Source organism: Hymenobacter lucidus, assembly GCF_020447265.1.
Lineage (GTDB): Bacteria > Bacteroidota > Bacteroidia > Cytophagales > Hymenobacteraceae > Hymenobacter > Hymenobacter lucidus.
Genome location: NZ_JAJADR010000015.1, coordinates 52,050 through 73,922, shown reverse-complemented (window position 1 = coordinate 73,922; position 21,873 = coordinate 52,050). Strand labels below are relative to the sequence as shown.

At 56.4% G+C, this 21,873-nt stretch carries 13 protein-coding genes; 3 read left to right on the top strand and 10 right to left on the bottom strand.

The annotated features are described in order from the left end of the window. Nucleotides 1-197 precede the first annotated feature (197 nt). The gene (locus LGH74_RS24425) at nt 198-614 is read left to right on the top strand and encodes a hypothetical protein (protein ID WP_226180749.1); all 417 of its coding nucleotides are present in this window, start codon (nt 198-200) and stop codon (nt 612-614) included. Nucleotides 615-1,207: 593 nt separating this feature from the next. Here LGH74_RS24425 and LGH74_RS24420 read toward each other — a convergent pair. From LGH74_RS24420 to LGH74_RS24385, 8 genes are all read right to left on the bottom strand, one after another. Continuing rightward, nucleotides 1,208-1,762: a hypothetical protein gene (locus tag LGH74_RS24420; RefSeq protein WP_226180747.1), complete on the bottom strand. Its 555-nt coding sequence runs from the start codon at nt 1,760-1,762 to the stop codon at nt 1,208-1,210. Then, nucleotides 1,759-2,748 carry a fibronectin type III domain-containing protein gene (locus LGH74_RS24415; protein WP_226180746.1) on the bottom strand — a complete coding sequence of 330 codons (990 nt, stop codon included), beginning with the start codon at nt 2,746-2,748 and terminating at the stop codon, nt 1,759-1,761. Before LGH74_RS24415 ends, LGH74_RS24420 begins: the two co-directional genes overlap by 4 nt. Further along, nucleotides 2,711-3,259 carry a hypothetical protein gene (locus LGH74_RS24410; protein WP_226180744.1) on the bottom strand — a complete coding sequence of 183 codons (549 nt, stop codon included), beginning with the start codon at nt 3,257-3,259 and terminating at the stop codon, nt 2,711-2,713. The genes LGH74_RS24415 and LGH74_RS24410 overlap by 38 nt, the downstream gene beginning before the upstream one ends. Beyond that, nucleotides 3,256-4,512, bottom strand: coding sequence for a hypothetical protein (locus LGH74_RS24405; RefSeq protein WP_226180742.1), 1,257 nt, complete (start codon nt 4,510-4,512; stop codon nt 3,256-3,258). The genes LGH74_RS24410 and LGH74_RS24405 overlap by 4 nt, the downstream gene beginning before the upstream one ends. Nucleotides 4,513-4,522: 10 nt before the next feature. Next, entirely contained in the window at nt 4,523-6,352 is a 1,830-nt protein-coding gene (locus tag LGH74_RS24400) for a type II secretion system protein GspD (protein WP_226180740.1), read from the bottom strand. A gap of 124 nt (nt 6,353-6,476) precedes the next feature. Then, nucleotides 6,477-7,922: a GspE/PulE family protein gene (locus LGH74_RS24395; protein WP_226180738.1), complete on the bottom strand. Its 1,446-nt coding sequence runs from the start codon at nt 7,920-7,922 to the stop codon at nt 6,477-6,479. After that, complete coding sequence (locus tag LGH74_RS24390) at nt 7,919-8,449, bottom strand: hypothetical protein (protein ID WP_226180736.1); 531 nt, start codon at nt 8,447-8,449, stop codon at nt 7,919-7,921. The genes LGH74_RS24395 and LGH74_RS24390 overlap by 4 nt, the downstream gene beginning before the upstream one ends. An 18-nt stretch (nt 8,450-8,467) precedes the next feature. After that, the gene (locus LGH74_RS24385; RefSeq protein ID WP_226180734.1) at nt 8,468-8,878 is read right to left on the bottom strand and encodes a prepilin-type N-terminal cleavage/methylation domain-containing protein; all 411 of its coding nucleotides are present in this window, start codon (nt 8,876-8,878) and stop codon (nt 8,468-8,470) included. Nucleotides 8,879-9,025: 147 nt separating this feature from the next. On the opposite strand from LGH74_RS24385, the gene LGH74_RS24380 reads away from it, so the two are divergent. Both LGH74_RS24380 and LGH74_RS24375 read left to right on the top strand, forming a co-directional pair. After that, nucleotides 9,026-13,180 (top strand): GEVED domain-containing protein, encoded by a 4,155-nt coding sequence (locus LGH74_RS24380; protein ID WP_226180731.1) that lies wholly within the window; start codon nt 9,026-9,028, stop codon nt 13,178-13,180. 151 nt (nt 13,181-13,331) lie between these two features. After that, nucleotides 13,332-13,856 (top strand): OmpH/Skp family outer membrane protein, encoded by a 525-nt coding sequence (locus LGH74_RS24375; protein ID WP_226180729.1) that lies wholly within the window; start codon nt 13,332-13,334, stop codon nt 13,854-13,856. Nucleotides 13,857-13,918: 62 nt separating this feature from the next. On the opposite strand, the gene LGH74_RS24370 is transcribed toward LGH74_RS24375, so the two are convergent. Both LGH74_RS24370 and LGH74_RS24365 read right to left on the bottom strand, forming a co-directional pair. Then, on the bottom strand, nt 13,919-14,320 hold the full coding sequence (locus tag LGH74_RS24370; RefSeq protein ID WP_226180727.1) for a hypothetical protein: 402 nt from the start codon (nt 14,318-14,320) through the stop codon (nt 13,919-13,921). Nucleotides 14,321-14,322: 2 nt separating this feature from the next. After that, nucleotides 14,323-21,849 carry a hypothetical protein gene (locus LGH74_RS24365; protein WP_226180726.1) on the bottom strand — a complete coding sequence of 2,509 codons (7,527 nt, stop codon included), beginning with the start codon at nt 21,847-21,849 and terminating at the stop codon, nt 14,323-14,325. Nucleotides 21,850-21,873: the final 24 nt, after the last annotated feature.

The window sequence follows — 21,873 nt, the reverse complement described above, 5'->3', positions numbered from 1 at the left end:
ACTGCTGCACATAAGACTGGCTCTGCTGTTGAGACAGATTAATCGGCTATAGGGCCACTTTGCCCAAACACATTTATTAATCGAAATATTTCTGTCTTTTCGTTCTAATGAATCGGGAAAAGGAGTAGTTTTGGAATTCATCAGTTGTGTTGATTACTGATATCCATTGCGCTTTTACATTCCTTTTTTCTCTTATAATGTCCCGTTTACTTTCCTTATCCCTGTTTTGCCTGACCCTGGCTACTGTGGCCTGCAAGAAAGATTCCACTCCTCCAGAACCTGCCTTGGAAGGCCGCTGGACCTATACCGACCAGACGGATACCTGGTATTCCAGCACAGGCAGCCGTCTTTCTCAAGGCGTGTACAAAAATAGAAGGGGATATGTAGTGTACACCAACGCCAGCTTTCAAGTCTTTGATATCGATGACCAACCCTTTGCCCCTCCCACAGCAATAAAACGAGATGGCAGTAAGATCATTCTGGTAGATCGCAACAAGGTATATGGCACCATCACGGAGCTCACCGATCATAAGCTGAAAATCTTGGAGGAAGAGCCTACTAGTACAAAAGCCAACGGGGACTACCAGAAGAGCGAAGTCACGTATTCCCGCTAGAGCGTGTTGATGATTACTTGAGCGCATCCGGGGACGAGAAAGCCTTTCCCTGATTTTTTCGAGTGATGTCAGCGACGAGGAATGCACTTTTGCCGCGCCCTGTCTACCGTTGATAAGCGCAGAAGCGCCGTAGCGAGAGTATTCGTTGCGGACACTGTCTAACGCTGGGCAGTATCTGATGCGTGGCAAGGTGCCTAGGGGCAAATTGCTGCACGGAGTTTTGGCTTGGCTGGCGGTGTAACAGCTGTTGTGCCATGAACTGAACGCCCGTTGGTTCGAGACGATCGTCGACGACTTGCTTCACCTGTTGCGCAGGACCATCCAATCGGACCCACAGCAGCCTTGTTAGATAGTAGTATGCTGCAAAGTGCGCCTGAGGAAGGTTGCCTAACTGGCTAGGATGGGGCTAAGCGGTGTAAAGGCAGCCCGCTCTATGGCGCTGTCGACCCACTGGATCATTTGCTGGCTGCGCTCCCCAACCAGTGCTCAGGCCCGGGCCCAGGTAGCCGCTTTGGCCGGATAAGTACAAGCCGGTGCGAGTGCTATAAGCAGGCTTTGATCAGTAAAAAGTTGAGCGGCACTAGAGTAAACTGTTATTGATTCGTTTCTCTGTTATACCCGGAATACGTGTGATGCTGGCGACCGTACGTTGTCCAAACAGAATCCTTGAATACCCTTACTATCTGAAGCCCTTGCTCACTTTGATGCTCTGACAGTGACGCTTGACGACCATTGATGTTCAAGAGCACAATCCGTTTACGACTCTGGCGATTCTCAATTGTTCCCAAAAACTCAACAACTGGCATTGGCACTGAAACCGCTACCGGTCCAAGTGGCATTTGGGTAGTTTGCTTAGGAGCTGTGCTTGGCATCATGTTAACGCGGCGGGTCTGTTGCTCCGGATTTTCCCTGGGGCCAGTGCTTGGGCGGGCCGGCACTGCGCTGGTACGAAAAGGGTCACTGTAAGCAAGGGATAAGGTATACTGCTTAGCTACAGTAGGACCAGCGGCGGGACGAAGCCGTCGGGGAACACTGGGTATTAATAATTCTGTATCGGCATTGACTGCTTGCCAGATACGATAGCCGATCAGCCCCCAGATCAGCATAACGGCTGGAACCAGCAGGTAGAGGAAGCGCTTGTTTTTCACTGGAAGGTGAACGGTCGTAAAGGGGACAACACACTGCTGTTACCCGCTTTGTCCAGGGAACGAGCTGACCAGTAGTAGGTTCCTTGCGTGAGCGTAACGGCCGGCACAGCCAGCGAGAAGCTTGTTCCACTGCCCAACCTTGGAAATCCTGAAACCAAAGTAGTTTGATCTGCCTGGTAGAGGTATATACTGTCTTGTAGCACATCCGCAGTAGCCCGCGTCCAGGTCAGCATCAGCGGCTGAGTACTAAAGACAGCGCCGCTGAAAGGAGTTGCCAACTGGGGTGCACCGGGGGCCGTTACATCCATATCCAGGCTAAACTCCGGTGAATCCCGCAGACTGGTCGCGTTTAAGGCTGTCACTTTCCAGCGGTATGTTTGGCTGCGCTTCGCTAAACGAAGAGGAACGGATGCCTTGGTAACGATTGTATCGAAACTGGTAATACCCATTTGCCGTGGGTGGGGAGTCAGGTGCAGGATGTAGCGCTGCGCAATGGTCAGCGGCGTCCATTCAAATACCTGCTGCACACTGTTGGTAGTCGTTTGATTAACTGGCCGTTGCAGGTAAATCGTCTGGCCGGTTAAGCTGCCGGTTGAATCCACACGCAGCAGCCGGGTTGAGTAAGCGGAGGCATAGGCAGAGTTGAAGGCCTGCACGCGCCAGCGGTAAGTGCCTGGGGATAAAGAGGTCGTGAAAGAAGCTGCCGTGGTTGTCGAGTCCAGAAAGAAAACAGCCGGGTTTTCAAATCCCGGGGAAGCAATTTGAATCCGATAGCGGCTGGCCCCACTAAGCGGTTCCCAGCGAAATGTCTGCACCTGACCCGTAGAAGTACTACTGTCTGCCGGAGTTAGAAGCACGACCTGCTTCCCCTCCAAGGAAGGCTCGATGATATCATCACAACTCGCCAGCCCGGTCATCAGTGCTAGCAGCAAGCAGACCCATTGAATACTATCCTGCCGGTTTTTCCTGGACGATTGTTTGCACATAGAGATAGGCGTAAAGAAAAGAACGATGTTGTTTCCGATCTTCCTCCAGGGCGTAGCGCACGGAAGATAGGCGCCCAATTGGCTGGACGTATTCCAAGGAATATACGGTTTGTACCAAGCCGTGAAACGAACCCCGTAGCTTAGCGATGCGGGTTTCAATGCTATAGCCATTGCGTACCGTATGCTGACTCGGCGACAGAGAGGCAACGGTTACCCCGTAGCGACGGCACGTAGCGGTCAGGCGGTTTAACGCCAGTCCCTCTGACTGGGTCGTATCCACCTGAAAGCTGCGCATCAGCCATTGATTCTGCTGCTTTTGCGCCTGTAGCCGGCGAATGGCCTGTGGGGCATTCCGTAGCTGCTGCAGCATAGTTCGTTGGCTTTCGTTTTCCTGCCATAAGCGTAGCGTAGGACGGATGGATACCTGATACGCCAAGACAAAGAAAACTACGGCTCCAAGCAGCAGTAATTGATTCCGCCGCTTGTAGGTCAGGGAGGCTATCGGCTTCATCGTCGGGGCTGCTCAGCCAGGTGAATGGTGAACGTAAATGTGCCGCTACGGCCGGCGTAGTCGTAATTGAAATTCTGGTCCCGCACCGCTTTCACCCATGGTAGGCGGTTCAAGCGCTGGAGCCACGTATCCAGCGCCTGCGCATCCTCGCATTTTCCCTTGATCAGGAGGATACCCGGCACGAACACCACCTGCTGCTGCATACTGCTGCTGCGGGCGTTGTAGGGGTATATATCCAGGGTCAGCAAGGTAAGCCTGGGGGGCAGGGAAAGAGCCAACTGATCCGCATACATACTGGCTTGGGTGGCCTGCAGCCAGCCGGCTGATTTGAGAAAGGCCTGTTGCTCTCCTGTAACGCTACGTAGCTGAGTAAGCCGCCGCAGGGCGACTTGGTCCGTTGAGGCGGCGGCCGACAACTGCTGGCTTTGGGAGGACAGGTAGCTAAAAGCCAGGAAATTGGCGAGCAGCACGACGAGCAGCGTCAACAGGACTGCCCACAACCCGACGGGAAATATTTTTCGATGCTGCCACTCCTGGTAATTAAGACGTACCTGATCCGCCCCAACCTCGTTGCCAGGAAGCCCGAGCAGCAAATGCAATGCCGCGGCATAGGGCAAGGTCATAACAGCGGGTAACTCTTCCGCTCCCAACTGTACCGGATCCGTATCCTGATCATCAACCGTGCTCGGCACGGCAGAGGCAAGCCCCTGCTGGCTAAAAGTAATGTCGTAGCCGCTGACGCTGAGGACGCTGTTGCCAGAAGCTAGGCTCATGAACGGCGCAAGCGTCTGCAAGCGCATAGGGCCCAGGCTTAAGTCAATAACCAACAAGGCCCGCAGCTGGGCCTGGGTGAGCAGTTGTTCAGCGGCAGCTTTGCGGATCAGCGCCACGTGGGCGCCCAATTCGCCGGCCAGATACTGAACATAAAAGTCCGCCGGACTCGCCCCGGGCAGCAGGCTGGTTACCCACTCCTGATCGGTGGTAGTAGCCGACCCTCTATCGGTGGGGAGTTGACGCAGTAGCAGCCCCCGGCCCGTGATAACCAGGGCAACCGGAGTGGAGGCATCGCCCAGCCTGTCGAGCACATCTTCTACGGTAGCCAAGTCTGGTGCTTGCGTTAGCACAGAAACCAGGTTGTTTTTGCGCTGCAGCACACAGAGCGTCCAGCGCAGCTGCCCGTCGGGCAGTATGGCCGCGCACAAGCCGGCCACGGTGTGGGGTCGGGTCAGTCGTTCGCGCAGTTCATCGAGCATGGCTGCGGGATTAGTAGACAATCGTAGGCTTGATAAACACGACTAGCTTATTAGTCCGCTTCTCGTCACTACGGGTACTGAAAATCCATTTGAGAATGGGAATACGGGACAGGATGGGCGTGCCGGAGCCACCCCGGGCCCTGCGAACTTCTTCCAAGCCTCCCAGAACAATCATCTCCTCATTTTTTACCCGGATCATGGAGGTAAACTGCCGGGTTGCATTGCCGGGTGGGGCTTTGGGAATAACCGGGTCAATGAAATCCGAGAACTCAGCGTCGATGGTCAGGGTAATGTTGTCGTCTCCCGATACCATTGGGTTGATCGAGATGGCTAGATCGGCCGATACCTGCTTAAACTGCTGGGTCTTGGTCACGATAGGGCTTACTCCCCCGCTGATGTTCTGATTTTCCTCTACGTAATAGACGGACTGCCCGATCTTAAGCTTGGCCTCGTGGCCATTCAAGGTGGATAGCTTCGGCGTAGAGCGCAGGTTCAGATAGTTGTTCTGCTCCAGGGCCTGGAGTGTCACGTAGAAATTAGGGGTAACCCGCCCCAGGTTTACCAGGCCTTTCGCGCCGAGCTTGGCCAGCACGGAGTTGATGCTCTTCGAACCTATGGTCATATCCAGCCCGGGGAATACCTCGCCCCCGGTTTTCACGGTTGAGTCACCCAGAAATGCCCGTAGCCCGGTCCGGACGCTGTGCCCGCGCCGCAGCTCAACGACCATTACCTCAATCAAAACGTTGACGACGGGTTTGTCAATGGCTTTGATGAATTCGGCAATCTCATTGATTTGCGGCGCGCTGCCGCTAAGAATTAAGCTGTTAAGCTCCTTAAAGAGCTTGATTTCGACCCCTTTTTTCAATTCCGTGGGAATAAACTCATCGAGCTTGTCTACCGGCCGGAACTGCAGCCGAATGACCCGGGTATTGCGAAACCCTTCCAGGGCCCGGTTACCAATGGCATAGAGCCCGTTGTCGAAGCGGTGGGTATGGCTGGTACCCTGCAAGAGCAGCTGCAGAAAATTGTCGTAGCTGACCTGCTTGATGCGGATGGTTGTAGTACCAGTTAACTCGGAAAAAAGGACATAGTTGATGCCCATATCCTGGGATACATCGTGCAGGAGCTGCCCAATTGGTACATTTTCAGCATCGATGCTCACCAGCAGCGGGCTGGTTCCCCTGGCTACCCGAATATCGGCTCCACTGGATGACTCGCGCCCGGGATTAGAAAGGGTGCCGGAAGCCAAGGCGTTACTGGCGGGCCGGCGGGCCTTCGCCGGGACGTCGGCCGCCTCAATGGCTTGCAGCACAAACGAGTTGTCATCCGGGCGAAGCAGGCGCAACCCGTTTGCGTAGGCCAGCTTATCAAGGCCCTGAGCCAGGGACATATTCTCCAGGTAGCCGCTTATGGTGCGGGAACCGAGCCCCGGTGCCAATACGATATTTTTCTTGGTAAGCTGAGTGGCCTGCTTGGCAAAGGTGCTCAGACTGTCGTTCACTAAATCGCTGCTGAAACGATCCTGCGCGCTGTCGTAGCCCAAGCGCAACTTCTTTGAGGGCAGGGAAACCTTGATCGGCACGGGGGGCACATACTTATAGAAAGAAATGATGTTGCCGACGATGCGCACATCCAGATCATATTCCCGGGCCAGGAACAGCAGCAGATCCCGTACCCGTACATCCGTGAAATTATTGCTGACCCGGGCCTGCAGCGCCGGGTCGATGCTTACATTCAGATTATGCGTGGAAGCCAGCCCACGGATAAATTCCTGGATGGGAGCATTGGTAATGGATAGGTTGGCCGTCTCGTTCAGGCCCCGTACGGTTGAGTCGGCCAAACTATGCAGCCGGCTGTCTAGGACCGTAAAGCGGTCAGCCACCCCTTTGGGCTTCGAGGGCTGCGCCCACCCCGGGCCAGCAGCCAGCAGCCAAAGCAAAAGAGCCGTACAAATAGCGAGTAGTCTAAAGTGTGCCAAACAACAGAGGATAAATTTCATCGAGCGTGGTATCACCGCGCTCGAATAGCGCAAACGCATTTTCAGCTAAGGATACAATGCCCCGCTGTTGGAGCAGGGAAGAAACGTCGCGATTCTCGTTCTTCAGGAAATCCGCCAATTCGGCATCGAGCGGGATCACCTCATAGACGGCTTGACGACCACGATACCCGGTATAATAGCACAGGTCGCACCCGGCCGCAAGGTAATGACTTTTAACGGGGCGAAAGGGATGAAAACGCCGCGGATAGAGGCTAGTACTGAATTCTTCTTCGCGCTTGCAGTGTGGGCATAGCAGCCGTAGCAGGCGCTGCGCCACACTGGTGTTGAGCGTGGTTGCTACCAGATAGGGCGGCACGCCCATATCCACCAGACGGGCAACGGTGCCCCAGGCCGAGTTGGTGTGAATGGTAGACAGCACCAGGTGACCAGTTAGCGACGCTCTGATGGCCATGGTCGCGGTTTCCGGGTCTCGGATTTCACCTACCATGATTACGTTGGGGTCTTGCCGCAGGAAGGTGCGCAGGGCCTTGCTGAAATCCAGCCCGATGTTTTCGCGCAACTGGACCTGGTTGATGCCCTCGAGCGTGTACTCAATCGGATCTTCGATCGTGGTAATGTTGCGGCTTTCCTGATTGAGCAGCTTGAGCGTAGCGTACAGGGTCGTTGTTTTGCCGGAGCCGGTGGGGCCGCTAATCAAGACCATGCCTGTTGGTCGGCGGATACCTTCCAGGTAGTTGGTCAGGTCATTGGCGTGGAACCCCAGCGTGTTCAGATCGAGGTTGGTCGTATCGTTGCTGAGCAGGCGCAGCACGGCTTTCTCCCCGTGTAGCGTGGGCAGTACTGACACCCGGATGTCGAAGCGGCGCTGATCCGGGGCCGTAAAGAAAATGCGCCCGTCCTGGGGCAGCCGCTTCTCGGCAATATCCAACCCGGACATGATCTTCACCCGATTGATCAGGGCCGGGTATTCGCTCTTCGGCAGATGGTAGCGCTCCACCAGGAGCCCGTCAATCCGGATTCGTACCCGGGCTTTCTCCGCGTAGGTCTCAATGTGAATGTCGCTGCTGCCCAACTGCCGCGCCTCGGCAATGAGCTGAAAGAGGAAGTCTTCCGTCGCCGGGCTGCGCACGGTAGCAGCCTGCGGGGTGGCTTGGCGCTGAGAGGATTGAGCGCGGCGGAAATATTTGTTGAGCGTGCGCTCAATCTGCGCGCTGGAAGCTGCCTGTAAAAGCACCGCCTGCCCCAGTACAACCTCTAATTCTTCGGCTATGGCCGCCGTCGGTGCTTCGGCAAAAAACGCTACTTTCCCCGCTTCCTGGCTCCGGGGTACAATGCGGTAATGCCACGCCATTTCGGCGCTGATTACCTGCATCAGACCTGCTTCGATAGGGATATACTCCAACTCACTCATAGCAGCAGCAGTAGCAGCCCATCCTCCGTAAGGAAGGGCAGTGGCCAGATCCAGCTACAGACCAGTAACAGCGCCATATAGCCCGCCTGCAGGCCGGCCAGTGGGATATGGGTATTTCCAGTTGTTCCCTGCCATAGTCTGGCCAGGCCCACGATGGCCAGGGATACGAGCAGGCTGGTAAAGAAGTACAGCACAAAAACCAAGGGTGAAAACCACAGGGCGGCGCAGCCCCAGAACAGGATATCCCCGAGGCCCAGATACGCTTGCCACTGCCAGGTAGCCGGCCGAAAACGAAGCCAGACATACCCGGCTACGGCAGCTAGGTGTACGGCCAGAAAGCCGGCACTGCAGGCAAATTCAATTGCCACCGTCAAGAGCGGCTGCGTGAGTAGTCGACTGCTCAGCGCCAGCAGGGCCAGCGCCGGGAATAGGTACCAATATACGCCCCGCCAGCGCCAGTCCTGCACCAGCACGGCCAGCAGCAAGAGCACCACACTGACTTCCAGTCCCCACCGCAACGCAACCATTAGCCTTACGCGGAAAAGTTAATCTTTTGTGACCTCCACCAGGTGCTGCTCCTGGTTAATCTCCCACACGTTGAAGGCCCCATCGCCGTCGAAATCCACGACCGAAGTTGCCCGTGCCGCAAACGTGCCGGGGCTGGCATCAATGATTTCAATGCGGTAATTGGCCTTACCGTTTTCGGTCGTGAGCTTCTCCTGCTCGAAACCGATTTCATCCAGGCTGGAAGAGTATTTCGCGTGTTCGTAGAAATAGGTTTTTTCCAGGGACTGCAGATGCGTGAGCATCTGCTTGGCTTCGACACTGCGAGTGCGACTAATCAGCGGCATTAGTACTGGCAGGGCCATTAGGATAAGAATGCCGATAATAACCAGTACAATAAGAAGCTCCGTCAGCGTGAAGGCCTTAACCAGACCAGCACGGGACAAGCGCAAAGTAGCACGATACACGGAATAACTAGTGATTTGATGAGGGGCCGAGAGTAGGCCTCCCAAAGATAGGAAATATTTGATGTGCTTGTCTTTCCCCTGGTTTTCGCTACGTACTTTCGTTTATATCCTTCTTTCTCTATTCCATCGTGTATGGTAAACAAGTACGTATTGCGAGGTTTTTTCTGGAGCATTTTGTGGCTAACCACCGCGGCAGGCGCCTGGGCCCAATGCCCAACGGCGGCCAGCTGTACGCCCGGGCGCGCCACCAATCCCAACGCGGCCGCCTTTGGGATGGGTATTTTTAACGTCACGATCGGCTCGATCAACAAAAACAGCGCGGGCGTTGCCGATGGCTATCAGGATTATTCCTGTACCCTCTCTACCCTGCTCACCCCGGGTGCGGCCTACCCCATCAGCATACGCACCAATGACAATGCGGATGAAAACGTGCGGGTATGGATTGATTTCAACAACGACGGCAGCTTCAATGCCACCTCGGAACTGTTTTTCTCCTCGAATTCCAGCCGGCTGCATACCGGCACCTCCCTGCCCGTGCCCGCTTCGGCCATAACCGGCACTGCGCTGCGCATGCGCGTAGCGGCCGACTACATCACGGCCCCGCTCCCCACGCCCTGCTCGACCCCTCAGTATTCGCAGACAGAGGATTACGCCGTAACGGTCGGCGTGAACACCCAGGCCCCGGTGGCAGCCTTTGCCGTCCAGACGGCCAGTGCCTGCGCCGGCACGTTTGCCTTTACCGACCAAAGCCAACGCGGGCCCACCAGTTGGCGCTGGCGCTTTGGCGATGGCACGACCAGCACCCAGCAGCACCCTACGCATACCTATAGTACGCCCGGCAACTACACCGTAACGCTGCGGGCTTGCAACGCGGTGGGCTGTGATTCCACCTCCCGCACCCAGGGTATTTCCTTCTACGCCAGCGCGCCGGTGGCGGCCAGCTGTGCGCCCCGCACCTTGACTTCCTGCTGCGGCTACGGGCTGACGCAGGTAACGCTTAACGATATGGTCAGTACCTCGGCCGATGCCAGCGCCGGCTACGAGGACTTTGCCTGCACCCGGCGCGTTACGGCCCGGCAGGCCACCCCCGTTACGTTTCAGGCCATTACCTCTGCTCTCAGCAACCAAGACACGCGCGTGTACGTCGACCTGAACCAGGATGGCACCTTTGCCACCAGCGAGCTGGTGTTCGAAGCATTAAACCAGAAGAACCCGTCCGGCTTTTTTGTGCTGCCAGCTACAGCCCCAGTAGGGCAGCCCTTACGGCTGCGCATCGTCACCGACCTGGTCAACGGTCCGGTGGGAGCCTGCCTGGACCGCATCAGCGGGCAGGTGGAGGACTATTCACTCGTGGTGGAGGCCGCCCCGTGTACGACCCCGACCCAGGCGGGCAGGCTGGACGTCCTGCTCGGCCACTCCGATCCGATAGAACGGGACAGTGAGAAACACGTGCTGATGCTGATCGGGCACAGCCCCACTGCCTACGTGCAGTGGCAGCAGCGTCCGACTACCCCGTCCACCGCTGCCTGGCAGGACATTCCCGGCGCGACGCTGCCCGTCTACGCCGAGCGGCTCTACCGGCAGAGCCCCAAGCAGCTGCGCGCCTCGGTGCGCTGCGGCACCGGGGCGGCCGTCACGACCGACCCGTTCACATCCGCGGGTGGTGGCCTGCCCCCGCTGCATGATCCCTGCAACGGCCCCTTTATCACGCGGGTGGCCCTCTCGGGCACGACCCTGGACAACACCTCGGCCTGCAGCAGCCTGGATGGGGAGGCCTACAGCCTGCACGACCCCCGCGTGGCCCGCCATACCGGCACGGTGCTGGCCGGGGAAACCTATGACCTGAGTATTACCACCTCCGACCGTGCCCAGCTGCTGATCTTCCTGCGCTACACCGATGGCAAGACCGGGCTCAGGAGCGAGGCCCCGCTGATGATTCCCAAGCCGGCCACCACGGCCAATGTGCCCACCGTGTTCCGCTTAACCCTGGACTCGGCCTTTTTTGCCTCGCAGGCGCTGTCGCTGGGCGAGGGCTCGGTCTTTCTGCGGGTCCGGAGCGTACCGTATGCGGCAGTCATCGTCAATTTCCCGAACTGGGATGGCTATTTCATTGGCGGCGAGACCGAAGACTATCTGCTGCGGATGCAGCCCAAAGCCTGCTCGGCAACCGTCGTGAGCGGCACGATCAGCGGCGCGGCACCGGTGCGATGCCCCTCCGACGTGGTGACGCTGCAGGTGTTTGGCTATACTCTGGGCTCGGGCCTGCAATGGCAGACCTCGGCCGATAGCCTGAGCTGGCAGGACTTGCCGGGCCAGACCCGGCAGAGCCTGACGAGGAAGTTTCCCGTGACGGCTTATTATCGGGTGCGGGTCGCGGGCTGCGCCACCAGTGTGTTTACCCCGGCCGTCAAGGTACGGGTCAACTCCTATTTGAACTGCTATTGCTCGTCCTTCAGCAGCACCTCCATCAGCTCCCCGCTGCTGACCAGGGTGCGCATCGTGGGCACGACCCTGGACAATACCAGCGCGGCCTCCACTAGCCCAGCCATCACCCAGTACGCGCCGACCACGCCGGCCCGCACCGCCACGCTGGTGCGCGGGGCTACGTACGGCATCGAGCTGACAGTGACGGCCATCGGCACGAATGTGCCCACGGCGCTGGCGGGATGGATCGATCTGGACCACAGCGGTACCTACGACTCGCTGGAGTGGGTACATCTGGCGCGGGTGCCCACGACCGTGCAGGGCGCCGTTACCTTCCGGGCCGAGTGGCGGGTGCCGATGCGGGCCCTGCTGGGGGTAACCGGGCTGCGCGTACGCACGGCCACCAACACCATCTTCCGGGGCGGCGACGCCTGCCGGGTGGGGCTCACCAGCTTTGCTGGCGAAACGGAAGAGTATCAGGTAACCATCGTTGCCGCGGCCTGTGGCAGTGCGCCGCTGACGGCGGGTACCATCGCCATGCCGGCCGCGCCGGCGTGTATGCAGGTGCTGCGCAGCCACGACTACACGCTGGGCGCACAGTTGCAATGGCAGCAGTCCCTAGATGCGGGCAGCACCTGGACTGACGTGGCCGGGGCCACGGACGATCAGTACCTGGTGCCGGAGGTGCCCCGGCCTACGGCCCAGCTCCTGCGCCTGCAGGCCCGTTGCGGGGGCAGTACAGCCTACAGCTCGTCGGTACCGCTGGCAGCCGCGCCGCAGGGGCCCTGCTATAACTACTGCACCTACCCCTACCGGGGAAAGTTCTTCAAGAATCCACCCCTCCCTTTCGTGGGCTATGTAGATGATGTCGCCCTAGCCGGCACCTCGCTGCTGAACCTGAGCAGCGGCCCCTCCCAACTGCCGCTGACCCCTGCCCAGGGCTTTGGCTCGACCGGCGGCTATATCGTCAACTGGGGCGCGCAGGTACCGAACCTGACGGCGACCCTGGTGCGCGGCGGCACCTACACGCTCACGGTAACGACTGTCAGCACGGGAACCACTGCCGTATCTCCCGCCGTCTGGATTGACTGGGACCACGACAACAGCCTGCCCGACACGGAGAGCATCGGGACGCGCTTGCCCCCGGCCAGCAGCCGCCAGACGATGACGGCCACCGTGACCGTCCCGCTGACGGCCGCCCTCGGCACGACCGTAATGCGGGTCGTGGCCTCGAAGCTCAATTACTCGTCCTATGAGAACTGCACCCGGCAGGCGGAAGACGCGGCGGAGGAAACGGAGAACTACCTGCTGGAGGTGGTCGACCAGCCGGGGCCGGCCCTGCCTACCCTGGCCGCGGCGCCGCTGCCGCTGTGTACGGGTAGCACCCTGAATCTGGCCGCCAGCGGGGCCGGCACCACGGCGGGCTATGCCTGGGTGGGACCGGCCGGCTTTGCCGCCAGCTCGGCCACAGCGAGCGTACCGGCCGTTGCGGCCGCCAACCAAGGCACCTATGTGGCCCAGGCCGTGCGCAACGGCCAGCGCATTACCTCTTCTATCTATGTGCCGGTGGATGTATGCCTAGCCACGCGGCCGGGTATCGGGGCCGGAGCGGTTACGATTTCGCCGAATCCTACCACGGGCCAGTGCCTGGTGCACCTGCCCGAGGGCCTGCTGCCCGGCCGGGAGGTTCATATTCGGGTCCGCAACGTGCTGGGCCAGCTGTTGAGCGAGCAGACGCTGACGCCCCGTACTACTACGGGTACCGAAGCCGCGTTGAATTTACAGGGGCAACCCCGTGGGCTGTACTTGGTTGAAGTAAGCAGCAGCCAGGGGCTGTTTATGGGCAAGGTGGTGCTCGAATAAGCTTCCCAAATACACACACCCGAAAAACCCCGACTGGCACTGGCCCGGTCGGGGTTTTTCGGGTAAATACGCCTACTTGTAGCCGCCTGACTGGAGTTTTGCCGTAGCTTCGCCGCTTCGTTTATCTGCTTTTCTCTACCTGTTTTTACGTATGCGCTCCTCTTCTCAACTCCTGCTCAACCTAGTGCTCATTGCGGCCGTGGCGGCCTTGTTCTTTCTGCATTTCTCGCAGCGTTCCCGCATAGCCTACGTGGAATCGGCGCGGGTGCTGGAAGGATATAAGGCGATGCAGGTCGCTCAGGCTACCTACCAGCAGGAGGCAGCCGGCTGGCAGGCCAACCTGGATACGCTCAAGCAAACAGTGCAGCAGGAGCTGGACGGCTACAACCGCGTACGGACCAGCCTGCCCCTTGCGGAACGCGCGGTGCGGGAAGCCAGCTTGGCAAAGCGCCAGCAACAGTACTTTGATTACAAGAAGGCCCTAGGCGAAAAAGCCACTACCGAAGAAGCCCGCCTTACTGGCGAGGTTATCCAGAAAGCGGATGCTTTCATGCGCCGCTACGGCAAAGAGCACGGGTATGATATTGTATTTGCGGCGACTGAGGCTGGTACGGTGGTGTATGGTAAGGAGGGAATGGACATTACGGATGAGGTTATTAAGGCTATTAATGAGTAAAGGTATTTCAGCGCGGTGTCTTTGGGTAATAGCTAATTAATTGGTTTCAACAATTTATGACATCACTGCCTTTGGGTATTATACCTTATTAGCATTTGTGGAATATTTTTACTGTTTCTTAATTTTATTGTGTCCCTAGAGAATGATATTATTTTGAATTTTGTATTGCCAACCACTAATAGGCTGTCTTTAGGGATGAAATGCCATGAATTTTCAATCGTTAATTTTTCATCTATCGCAAATGCTTCTTCTATAGTTGAATTACTAACAGTAAACTCAGTAAAATTTCCATTCCTGGAAAATCTTGTGCAAATGCCTGATGGATTGATATTGTCATATTTGGACTTATCAATACTACTGTTATACAACCAGCATTTATCATCGCCTACTAAGTTGATTTCAAATGCATCTGGCTCCCGTTGACATGACGATATCACAGTGAAAAACATCAATAATTTCTTCATGATTAGTTAGGGTCGTACTTTTTATCCTGTAAACTGAGAGTCATTTGTTTGCCATCTTTTTTGTAGATTTCTAATCCTCCAGAATCTTGGATCTTCATGGAATACCCCATTGAGTTTGTAGAATTAAATTGAGTCACCAAATTTTGCCAACCATCTTCTTTCTGGTCTTTAGCCTCTTGGACGAAACCTGCAAAGAGACTGGCAATGCCCACTTTATAATTGTCAGATGTTTTAGTAAAAGTGTTGGTTGCCATCATTTTGCTATATACATTAGCATGAGATGAGAAACTTGGAATAAAATCTACTCCGTCTTGCTTGGCACATTCAGCATCATATTTATGGAAGATTTCATGCTCCAGTGCACTTTGTAAATCATAGCTATTTACTAGACTGGAACTAATATAGCCATTTCTGAGCATTATCCAAATGCCATTGTCTTTAGGGTCATACGCCGCCATAGCCTCGGGTATTCTGTCGCTATAATCTACTCCGTGTTTTCCTTGCCCTCCTACTTTGTTATAATAATATCCTACTACTTTACTAAGCATAGCTCTATTGTAATCATCCACTGAACTGAACCATTTACTGCTTCCGTCGAATTTATCAATTCTTGCTAACTTATTACCCCTCTGTTCGATCATTATATAATTTGTCCCATTGTCGACATGTTTTCTGAATTTTCCTGATGAAGTGAATATGTCATCTGCTCCATCAGGATCAATTTTCCAAATTGGACTACCACTCATTACAGAATAGTTACTATGCCAAGGTTTGCTGATAGGGTCTAAATTCCATCTGCGAGCTATTTTGCTGTCAAACTCCCAGTATTCAGCAGTATAATTACCTGATGATATTTCGTCTGACTTCTCTTGTCCATTATACCCATAACGATAACCACCACTGAGTGTTGCATTGCCCGGCGCATTGCGGCCCGGTTGCATCATACCAAAGGGGTAATAGTTGTAGTAGCCCCTCAGATCGGGCTGGAAGCCGAGTAGTATTCCTTCGGGATTGCGCAGGGGCAGCTTGATGTCGCTGACCACGGCCCGTACGTTGCCCAAGTGGTCGGTGAGTTCATACTTCTTCTGACCGACCGTGCGCGTATAGATTCCATCACTGAGGGCAACCCGCGCCGCGTCGGGCGTGTACTGGCCCAGGCGGCTGCTGCCGTAGATGCTTTGCTCGCGTAGGGCTAGCGCCCCCGGTGTGCCGTTGTTAGCGGCTTGCTCATACACGGCCAAGACGTTACCCTGTGCGTCGCGCGTATAATAGGTCGTCGTGCTGGCCGTAGCCGTAGCCTGTAACACCTTGGCAATGCGGTTGCCCGTGGCATCATAGCGGTAGCTCACCTTGCTGCCGCCATTCGGCAAGCCGCCGTTGCGCTCCACGTAGTCGATCTTGCCGTAAATCGTCCAGGCAATTTTTGTGACCTGGGAGGTGGCATCTTTGGTCAGATTGCCGATTGCGTCATAGGTGTACTGGGCCGGTTGAGTACTGCTCAATCCATCAGGTTTGAAGTCCTCGTCGTAGCCATTAGCGGCGGCCACTCCGTCCTCTACCCGCTGCAGCTGGTTGGTACCAACCTTGTAGCGATAGGCCAGCTGATCGAGAGCAAGGCTCTGGCTGGCGCGCCCGCTACGGGAGAGGCCCTGCAGGTTGCCGTTGGGGTCGTAGGCGTAGTTGGTGCCGTAGTCGGCCGTTGCGGCATAGCCCGATGGAGTCAGGCGCAGGAAGCGGCTGTTCATAATCCGGTTCAGCTCGTCATAGCGGTATTTTTCGGCTACGGGTGCTTCGCCAGAAGTAGCCGGCTGGTCCGGGTTATTGACAACGACCGAGCCTTCCACGTCGGTACGGTTGTGGCTGGTCCAGGTCGAGATGTTGCCGTTAAACAAGCCCTGCGTAGGCTCCAGCAGGGCCGAGGTATTGGCGTTCCACAGCGCGCTGTTGGACTTGAAGTCGTTGGGGAAATAGCCCAGCGTCATGCCGAAGCCATCGGCGGCCGAGGCCGTCATGCTCGTTTGCGTGCCGTCCTGGCCGGGGTCTACGGTAGGATGGTTCACACCTTTGAGCCAGCCCTGTAGCGTGTAGGTGTAGTCGATGCCCTGCACATGGTCTTCACCCAGCTCCAGGCGTTTGAGCGGGCCGTGCGCATAGTAGGAGTAGCGGGCATCCTGGTCCCAGAGCACGCCGTCGGTGGAGGTGTATACTTCCGTCAGGCGGTTATCGGCATCGTAGCTGTAGCGGTGGTGGAACTGGTCTTTCTGGCCTTCCTGGTATTTCACCCGTAGCACCTTGTTGCTGATCAGGTCGTACTCGTAGCGCACGAACTTGATGGGCAGGCCCGTCTGCTCCTGGGCCAGCCACTCCACGTTGCCGTGCGGGTCGTAGCTGTAGTAGGTGTAGCTGTTGTCGGTGCGGGTGCTGGGGTCGCCGTCTACATCGAGGTAAGAATAGCTCACGCGGTTGGTGAGGTAGCGCTGGGGCTCGGCGGGGCTGGTGTGGTTGAGGTAGTTCACGGGTGCCGGCACGCTGTAAACCGTGCGGGTGATCTGCTTGCAGTCGTCCAGCGGAAAGTCGAGCATATCGATTTTGGCCAGGGCATCATGCAGAACGAATATCTCGCCCCCGGTGGGTTCGCGCGGTCGGTTCACATCTTTAGTTCTACCCGACTTCGAACTCCGCGCGGTTTCCACCGGCCCTTTGTTGGTAGCCCGCTCATAGTAGGTGCGGGCCTCGCCGATAAAGCTTGTAACGCCTTCCGAGCTTTCGCCTACCTCCACTACGCGTCCGAGCGCATCGTAGCGCGTGTAGGAATACGTGCCGATGGAGCGTTGTACCGCGTTCTGGGAAAAACGCAGCTGGCCTTTCTGGTTGTAGTGAAACTCAGTAGTGCCCCCGTCGGGAGAGGCCTGGGAAGTGAGCTGGTGAAGGCTATTGTAGAAGTAGGTAGTGCGCAGCGTGTGCGCCGGAGCTGGCCCGTTGTTGCGCAGCCAGGAGTACCCTCCATTTTCCAGGTTAGTTAGCAGGCTCGTCATCGTACCTTCTGATAAAGGTTGGACACCCGCCGGTGGCACCGTTTTGATCAGGTTACCGCCCCGGTCGTAGTAATAGAGCGTGAAGTGGTGGTAGCCCAGCGGATAGCTCAAGAAGAAGGACTCACTCAGGCCGTTCATAGCGACACACTGGTCCGCGTACTGCTGGCTGAAGGCCGTGAGCTGATTTTCTCCCCAGGTATTGAGCTGCTCATAAAAAGCGGTCCGGATGCGGGCCGCGGCTACTTTGTTGCAGTTCGTCGTGTTGTCAAATACCCGGGTGCTGTCGATAGGCAGCTCTACCGAGTCCAGTTCGGGATTCCACTCAAAACAAAGCTGAAAACGCTTGTTCTCGCATTCAGGCACTAGTGTCTTCCACTGCAGGAAGCGCTTGGCGGGGTATGTTTCAGTTGGCTCACTGCTACCTTTGTAAACATCGGACTGGATTTCGGCAATTATCCAAGAATTGGTGTTCGTACGCGTATCGTGCACCAGAAGCCGGACGCGAACATGCTCGCTGCTGTAGCTCTCGTCAGATGTTATGGGGGATAACAGCGCCTGGTCAGCCAGGAATGGCGCTGATATATCGACAATGGTCGACTTTTCAATTGCCGTATTGGTTGCCTGCCCGTTCACAACCTGAACAAAGCGCATGTCGAAATGATAGTTATCATCAACATCCAGATCAACCGGCTGGATGCATGGTGGTGCTACAGATAGCGGGAGATCAACTGGGCGGACGCCCAAACTGTTGCAAAAACGGCCATACTTGTCCCAAACAAGCGCATAGTCGAAGTCCTGCCGAAAGAATTTTCGATGGTGCTCTTTATAGCCATTGCCATATATTTGGAATGTCCGGTCATCAATTAAGGCAATAGAAGTCAATCCTGACTCATCAGCGCAGGTAGATGAGTTGCGCGTCAGATGGGCAGCGCTTAAGGGACCGACGTAAGAAAAAACATTCGTACTGGTTTCGCCAATGCCACCAGGGTTAGGGCAACCAATTGGATGGTTAGGTAGCAGTACAGCTTTGTTTACTCCCCGGGCTAAAGCGCCCAGATATTGCACGACCGTCTTCGCTCCAATAGTAAGCGAGGGCTTAATTGGTTCTTCCCTCTTGGTTAGCCGGCGTAGGCCGGTTTCACAGACATCCGGGTCCCGGTTGGTATCCACCACGGCTAATCGAAACCCATGAAGCATGGATTTCTTCATGGCGTCATGCTCGGCCAGGGTGCCAACTGAGCAATAGGAGTTGTCCTGATCCGGAACCAGGGTTAGCTGGCAACCATGCTGGCACTCATCAACCATTTCCTGAACCAGCATGTCCAGTTCGCACTGTTGCACCTGCTCCCGCTTCTGCTCCGGGGACAAAACAGTGTTTGTCAGCGTGTAAAAGCCGGCGATGATCTGCCCCTCAAACTCGTCGCCCTGCACGTAGATACCCTGCAAGTGCAACCGATTCACAATAGCCGTCAGAAACTCGCCCCGGCGGTCTTCGCAGATAGTGCTGCACGAGCGGACCATCTCATCGCGCTGCTCGGCAGCCACGGTGCAGGACGCACTGGCGGGCGGCGTATCAACCACCGCCGTGTTCTTAATACAGTCGTATACCTTGTTACGCTCCTTTTCAGGATACGTCGAGAAGACGCTCAGCACAGTCTGCAGGCTGACATTGAAGCCACTGATGCCCGGATGGTTGGTTTGGTAGAGAGCCTGGAAGCAGCGCAGGTGCAGCTGGCTCTCCTTCTCGTACTGGGAGGTAGTAGTACGCGTTTCGTAGGCAAACTGCCGGAAAGCCTGTTGGGGATCAATAGTTGCCGGCTTGGCTACGGGCACCGACATTTTTACGCCCGTGCATTGAAGGTAGCTGTCAAGCAGGTTGAAGCTATATCCAGTTGGAACGTCAGTAGTCAAATACAGATTGACTTCTAGGCTATTAAGCTGGCTTTGAAAACACTTCTGCAGGTCTTGGCAGCTGTAGCCGGCCTGGCTCATATTTACGAGCATGGCATTGAAATCTCCTGCGTTGTAGCCTGGCAGAAGCTCCGGGTCTCCAATTGCATATTGCCTCTCATCCGGATGTTTGCCATTGAGCTCGGCCACCTTGGCACTCAGTGCAGCTTCGAAGTCGAAGGTGGTTACATCACATTCGTTGTTGCAGAAGTTGACCAGGTACGGTATGCGCACACTAGGCATGCACTCATTCGAGTTCAAGAAGGGTATTTCGTAGTAAGGCTCTTCTACGTCTTCTACGAGCGTAAACCCCTGTTCCGCCAGATACCGGTACAGCCCCCGAACATTGGCTGCATCCAGGAATTGGTTGATCTTCGTCCAAGGTTCCCCCAGGGTGGCTGAAGTTATCAGGGTACGAATCCGGTTCAGATGGCTCGATAAGGTGCGGGGAGGAAATCCGTTTACGTTATCCAAATATTCACCAATTTCGCCTCCCCCGATACCACTGTTATTATCGTCGGCGGTAGCACTGGTAAAAGGTCTTATCTCACGCTCAATGCGATAGGTGCCGGCCTCTAATGGTAAATTATGCTTGTTTTCCAGGAACCTGGTCTCGCTCCCGCATTGGTCGGAAGCGACAACCAGATGTACGAACTCCTGTGGAATTGCCAGCGAGTCGAGTTCGAAAACGCGAATGCGCACCTCATAGTCGCAGGTCGAGCAGTACTCTACACAGGCATCCTGCAGCATAGCAGGGGTGATGCTGTAGTTGAGTTCCACAGTGGTTGGCTGCGTCAGGGTAAGCGTTTTGCCGATAACCGCATCCCGGCCCGTAATAAAATCCTTGACGTCAAAGCCCGCCGTAGCCGCCGACGGCAAGGCGCGCAGCAAGGCGGCTGTCGTGTCATTGCCTCCCGATTTGGAAAGGGCGGTGGCGATGGTCTGCCCTTCCTTGGTCTGGTAGGTAATGGTTGAGGTATTGTTCGGGTCCGTCGTGATGATTTTGTAGGTTCCTTCTACTTCGGGGGACTCCCGGCCAAATAAGCGCAACAGCTCGTAGGGAGTCACGCTGGCGTAGGCAGTGCGCACCGTACGCGGGGCCGCCGTGCTCGTCGGCTGCTTCAGGCGCAGGGCCGCGCCCACCCCACCCTGCTCACGGACGCGGTTGGTCCCATCATTCGAAAACAGGGTGCGCGTAAAGGGGTAGCCTTCCGCATCCGGTACCCGGTCGTTGTTGGCAATGGGCTGGCTGCTGTAGTAGCCATTGGCCGTGCCCAGCTCCGTAGCAGCCCAGGGTTCCCGAACGGGATTGGTCGTGCTGGACAGTGGAATATTCCAGTCGAAGTGTTCTGGTCCGTACGCTTGTGTGCCCTGGGAGAGCAGCTTGGGCTGATACCCCAGCACACCCACGACGGCCCCGGTTGTCGCATTCGTGACCGGGAAAGGCAGGCTGGTCAGCGCATCACGGCCCGAGTAGTCCTGTAAAATCTGGGTGGCGATAAGCTGCTGGCCCAGCGCCGTGCTAGCCTGGTTGGGGCTGGCCAGCCGGGTCTGTACCTGATGGACCTGCTGCAGGCCGTTGGCAAACGTGAGCTTCTCGGCGACTCGTCCGCCCTCAGTAAAGGTGCGGCTGTAAATCCAGTTTAGATCTTTATTGGGGGCCTCAACAGAGAAAAAGGAGCTGGAACTCCACTGTCCCCAGTTGGCCGGATTGGCCACGCCGTTGGGCTGGTTGCCTAGGGCGCGTACCCGCCAGTGGTAGGTCCCTTCACCTTCTGCCAGCGTCAGCTTGTAAGCAGCAGTAGCACTACCTGTTTCGATGAGCAACCCATTCTGTTCCCAGTCCGAGGGAGAAGGTATAGCAGTCGGCTTATAGGTTGCAGTAGGACTGGGATCCGTAGAAACAGGGCGGTGTAGAATCTGCAGCTGATAATTCTGGACCAGCGCACAGGTCGGAATCCAGTGCAACTCATGCTCGAAAGCCACGGTGCCCGCGGTAGGAGGTGTATAAGCAGTGAGCGATATCGGGGCTGCCTGGCCATCGGCAAAGCTTATGTTATAGACAGGTTCACAGCTTACTACAATGCGCTGGCTACCGGGGTCAGTGCCAATAATGAGGGGAGTATTGATCGAAACCTGAATGTGGATATTGCCCGTTGCCGCTACAAAGGCAGCCGGTAAATCCACAATAGCTACTGCTTCTGGCTGGGCCTGCCCGATGGACAGAGTACGCACCAGCGTGGTTGGCGCAACCGAGCCGTTGGTTGTACTCAGGTTCAGTGTTATCTCCAGGTGGGTTTCAAATGCGACTTTCCCCGAGCTATGATCCACCCCATTATCTAATCGGACGTGGATGGGCGCTTTGAGCAGGGAAGCACACGCATTAGCGCCGGCTTTTACTGTAATGTCTGTATAGGGCGTCCCCGGTTGGTTACGGGTGATAATCACTGGGGCCGTCGCCTGGGCCAGCACGGTGCCGTGGCCCAGTATTCCTGCCCCCAGAACCAGTCCCAGGCAGCGGAACAGCTGTTTTAGTACCGGCATACGCATCCCATTAAGCACTCGCAT

Coding starts and splice junctions, on each gene's coding strand:
- LGH74_RS24425 (WP_226180749.1), top strand. CDS start 198: ATGTCCCGTTTACTTTCCTTATCCCTGTTTTGCCTGACCCTGGCTACT.
- LGH74_RS24415 (WP_226180746.1), bottom strand. CDS start 2,748: ATGTGCAAACAATCGTCCAGGAAAAACCGGCAGGATAGTATTCAATGG.
- LGH74_RS24410 (WP_226180744.1), bottom strand. CDS start 3,259: ATGAAGCCGATAGCCTCCCTGACCTACAAGCGGCGGAATCAATTACTG.
- LGH74_RS24405 (WP_226180742.1), bottom strand. CDS start 4,512: ATGCTCGATGAACTGCGCGAACGACTGACCCGACCCCACACCGTGGCC.
- LGH74_RS24395 (WP_226180738.1), bottom strand. CDS start 7,922: ATGAGTGAGTTGGAGTATATCCCTATCGAAGCAGGTCTGATGCAGGTA.
- LGH74_RS24390 (WP_226180736.1), bottom strand. CDS start 8,449: ATGGTTGCGTTGCGGTGGGGACTGGAAGTCAGTGTGGTGCTCTTGCTG.
- LGH74_RS24380 (WP_226180731.1), top strand. CDS start 9,026: ATGGTAAACAAGTACGTATTGCGAGGTTTTTTCTGGAGCATTTTGTGG.
- LGH74_RS24375 (WP_226180729.1), top strand. CDS start 13,332: ATGCGCTCCTCTTCTCAACTCCTGCTCAACCTAGTGCTCATTGCGGCC.
- LGH74_RS24370 (WP_226180727.1), bottom strand. CDS start 14,320: ATGAAGAAATTATTGATGTTTTTCACTGTGATATCGTCATGTCAACGG.
- LGH74_RS24365 (WP_226180726.1), bottom strand. CDS start 21,849: ATGCCGGTACTAAAACAGCTGTTCCGCTGCCTGGGACTGGTTCTGGGG.